The 3,682-nt window shown below is 45.9% G+C and carries 6 protein-coding genes; 2 read left to right on the top strand and 4 right to left on the bottom strand.

Features of this window, described 5'->3' with window-relative positions:
- On the top strand, positions 1-238 hold a 238-nt coding region (locus B9J84_RS02555), incomplete at its 5' end, for an IS4 family transposase (protein WP_272925450.1).
- Between the two features lie 71 nt (positions 239-309).
- On the opposite strand, the gene B9J84_RS02550 is transcribed toward B9J84_RS02555, so the two are convergent.
- The 3 genes from B9J84_RS02550 to B9J84_RS02540 are packed head-to-tail and all read right to left on the bottom strand — an operon-like array spanning position 310 to position 2,688.
- The gene (locus tag B9J84_RS02550; RefSeq protein ID WP_094123464.1) at positions 310-942 is read right to left on the bottom strand and encodes a YdcF family protein; all 633 of its coding nucleotides are present in this window, start codon (positions 940-942) and stop codon (positions 310-312) included.
- Positions 935-1,765 (bottom strand): NAD(P)H-binding protein, encoded by an 831-nt coding sequence (locus tag B9J84_RS02545; RefSeq protein ID WP_094123463.1) that lies wholly within the window; start codon positions 1,763-1,765, stop codon positions 935-937. Before B9J84_RS02545 ends, B9J84_RS02550 begins: the two co-directional genes overlap by 8 nt.
- Before the next feature lie 32 nt (positions 1,766-1,797).
- Complete coding sequence (locus tag B9J84_RS02540; RefSeq protein ID WP_094123462.1) at positions 1,798-2,688, bottom strand: LysR family transcriptional regulator; 891 nt, start codon at positions 2,686-2,688, stop codon at positions 1,798-1,800.
- Positions 2,689-2,784: 96 nt separating this feature from the next.
- Between B9J84_RS02540 and B9J84_RS02535 the strand changes: the two genes are divergently transcribed.
- The gene (locus B9J84_RS02535; protein WP_094123461.1) at positions 2,785-3,228 is read left to right on the top strand and encodes a PACE efflux transporter; all 444 of its coding nucleotides are present in this window, start codon (positions 2,785-2,787) and stop codon (positions 3,226-3,228) included.
- A 64-nt stretch (positions 3,229-3,292) separates the two neighbouring features.
- Here the strand turns inward: B9J84_RS02535 and B9J84_RS02530 are convergent, their stop codons facing one another.
- Entirely contained in the window at positions 3,293-3,526 is a 234-nt protein-coding gene (locus tag B9J84_RS02530) for a TIGR02647 family protein (RefSeq protein WP_010318620.1), read from the bottom strand.
- Between the last annotated feature and the right edge of the window lie 156 nt (positions 3,527-3,682).

Raw genomic sequence — 3,682 nt, 5'->3', positions numbered from 1 at the left:
GATATTAAAAGGCAAAGCATGGAAGCTAATGTGGCTAAAGCTAGAAAGAAAAGGGCTACCGAAGGAAGCTCCGGACATATCATGGGCTTACAGAGGTATTGCTCGATTAGGGGGTTGGAAGAATACAAAGCGAACGGGTCGTGCTTCTATAAAGACATTATGGCAAGGATGGTTTAGGTTACAAACCATCCTTGAAGGGTATGAACTGGCTAAGTCTCTTGATTCACCAGACTTGTGATCAAGAGACAGGGTTTAAGCCTCCCTATCTATTTTGTATGCTCCACAACTTTGTATGCCCCATAACTTGTGTTACCACTCAAATTGACTCAGAACTTGGTAAGCAAGTGTCACATCGTCTGGGATCGGTTGCTCAATCTGAAATCCTTGTGCTGGGTAGTCGCGGACTCGCACAAAATCGTCTAATAGCGCACTCAGTACAACATCAACGGTGAAATCCTCATCAAGATAATCGAAAAATGTCTCTCCGCTAGAGGTCACCATCAATGACTCAAATGGGGCGGGCCACTGCTTAACAAATGTGGCGTAGGCACGACGTTCCATGAAGGGTTTTTGAACCACAATAATACGTTGCGCAGTGATCGATTTTTCTGCCAATAGATGGTGACTAAATCGTACATTTTCTCCAGAGTGAGTCGCCTTTTTTTCCAGTAAAATCGCGTGGGTTGGGACGCCACAATCTTTGGCTATGTCAGCAAAGGTTTCTGCTTCGCTTTTAGCAAATTTACCCTCAGTAAAACGCCCTTGTCCGCCTGAGAAAAGAAGGTAGGGAGCCAGATTTTGTTGGTACAAATGTGCAGCATACTCAGCCACGCGCAAATCATTGCTGCAAAACACCATAATGATATCGGCCGCGACGAGCTCATGCTTCATCTGCATGTACTGCCACAAGGTTTCAATGTGTTGGTAGAGATGTTTACTCATTCAGTGCCAGTGCCTCTAACGTGTGTGAATAATGAAATTGATAGCCCAATTGGCTCAGCTTGTCGCTTAAGATGCGTTTGTCTGCAATATCGACAATTGGCGGCAATGGTGAGTCTAGCTCGGCGGCCGCCAACGCGGCTTGATAAAACTCAGCTTTACTCACGGTTTGTGGTGTGGTGGCGTTAACGACCTGGTTGGAGAGTTTTTCGCTGGCAAAAATCAGTGCACCAATGGCGTCTTTTTGATGCAACATATTAGCTGGTGCAAGCTGGCTGACTTGCGCCAAACGCGCTGCAAATCGTGAGGGATGACGGTTTGGTCCGATCAAGCCACTACAGCGTACAATGACATAATCTAGCCCTGAATCGATAACGTGTTGTTCGGCTTGTAACATGATTCGTGCTCCTTCACTGAAGTTTGAGTCATTTTGCGCCAGTGACAAGGAGGCATCCTGTTCACTCATTGGTTGTGCAGTGTCAGGATAGACGCTGGTTGAGCTGACCATGACTATTTTACGCACATTAGCCAGCTTTGCTTGCTTGACTAAATGCTGCCACTGCTGCGCATACTCTTGCCCTCTTCCCTTGCGAAAACCGGGTGGAAAGCTACCTATCACAATCTCACTTTTTTGAGCAATAAAGTGCTGCGATAAACTTTGGTCGCGCAGAGAAAGATCGCATACAAAGCCTGTGATGCCATGTTGCGTTAACTCAAGTATTCCTGCCGTTTGGGTGCGGCTGGCATAGACTTGGTGGTTTTCGGTAAGAGCTTGCGCTAGAGGAAGGCCTAGCCAACCTGCGCCAATAAGGGTAATGGTGATCATAAAATGTACATCCTGTATTGATTGTATGCCGATCAGGCATCGGTGAGTGGGCTAAGCTGGCGCAACAACTGCCTGACCATTTTATGGATAGGATCGGCGCTCATGCGCTGGTGCTGAATGACATCAATGTTGGTATACCAAGCCAGCTGTTCAAACTCAACAGGGACACGCACTAATTTCCCCATCGCTTGTTCACTTTCGGCTAAATAGCTTGGCAGCAAACACCATCCTAAACCGCTTAACGCCATCTCTAATAATAGATAGTAGTTATCGGCGTACCATATCTCGGGGCTAAAGGCTTGATGGAAACTGCTGGTTTTATGGCTGCGTGAGCGGATAACGAGTTGGCGATGCAATCTTAGCATATCGATATGGGGCGCTTGATGCTGAGCCAATTCATGCTCTGCGGCCACATAAACATCAAAACGGATTGAACCGACATTTTCAAAATCAAGGTTATTCGGTAAGGCCAATTCACTGAAGATGATCCCACAGCCAGCGCGACCTTGTTCCACCATCTCAATTACATCGGTACTTGATGCACTTAAACATTCAATTTCAATGTGTGGAAACTGTGTGGCTAACTGTTTGAATAAATGAGTTAACTCTTGTAACGGGATCCCTTCATCCATCGCAAGCGAAAGCTGTTGATTGGGTGATGAAGCAAGCAGTTGTGCTTGTTGTGCTAAGCGTTGATGTTGCTGCAACGTCGCTTGCGCATACGGTAGAAGTCGCTCGCCTTGCGCGGTTAATCGTGGATAGCGGCCGGAGCGATCAAACAGTTCTACACCGCAATCAATTTCTAAATTGATGATGTGTTGGCTAACGGCCGATTGAACTTTGCCCAACTGTCTTGCCGCGCCGGAGAAAGAGCCACTCTCAACGGTTGCGGTGAAGGCTTGCAACTGATCAATACTCAACATATCTCATTTACCGATACTATCTAACTTTTTAGTATCTTCAATATAGATGAAGATGAGTCCATTCAACACCTCAGACGAAGAATAAAGAGGAGAAAAATGATGTCAATGAGAGAGTTGTCGATGAAAGAGCGCCTTTTCCATGCAATAACGTTTGAAGTGACCGCATTAGCGTTAATTATTCCAATTTCCGCATTGCTGACAGGACAGGGAACGGGGGATTTAGCCATGATAGGTATTGGTTTGAGCCTATTTGCCGTAGCGTGGAACTATCTATACAACGTTTTGTTCGACCGAGTATTTGGTACCAACCGATTAGCGCGTACGGTTAGCTTACGCTTATTACACACGGCCGGTTTTGAAGGTGGGCTCGTCTTTATTTCTATTCCGGTGATCGCTTGGGTTTTAGACGTATCGATGTGGGATGCGTTGATTTTGGAAGCTGGGTTTCTGACCTTTTTCTTTATCTACACCACACTGTTTAACTGGGGATATGATCGAATTCAGCCCTATCAACGTTGGATTGAGCGAATGGCCAAATAAAGAAGGGCGGTTTTTAAAGGGGACAAGGCAGCCAGCAGAGTCACGGCTGCCTTTGCAGGCTAGATTAAGAGTTCAAAACGCGCAGCACGCGCTCTGCATGCTCTGCCACTTCGATGCCTTCATCCGTCAAATAGCCACCATCAGGTAATGTACACAGACCTTTTTCGTAAAGACGTTGAACGGCGGATTGCATGTCGTCAGACGCATCATTACGGACTTTAATGCCAGTCGCAGCGCTGCTTAAATCAAATTGGAGGAGTAGATTGAGCTCGGCGATATTTTGTTGAGTAAATTTCATCTCGACACCTATATAGTGAATGATTTTTTGTCACCATAGATGGCAGCGCTGTTGGCTGCAATCAGTTGTTGTAAGAAATGTTATCTGCAACCAAATTGGGGATATTTCACACAGTTATATTCATCATTGGTTTGCAAGAGAGTGGCTATCTATAGA

The organism is Vibrio sp. V03_P4A6T147, from assembly GCF_002241085.1.
GTDB lineage: Bacteria > Pseudomonadota > Gammaproteobacteria > Enterobacterales > Vibrionaceae > Vibrio > Vibrio anguillarum.
This window is presented reverse-complemented; position numbering and strand designations above follow the sequence as displayed.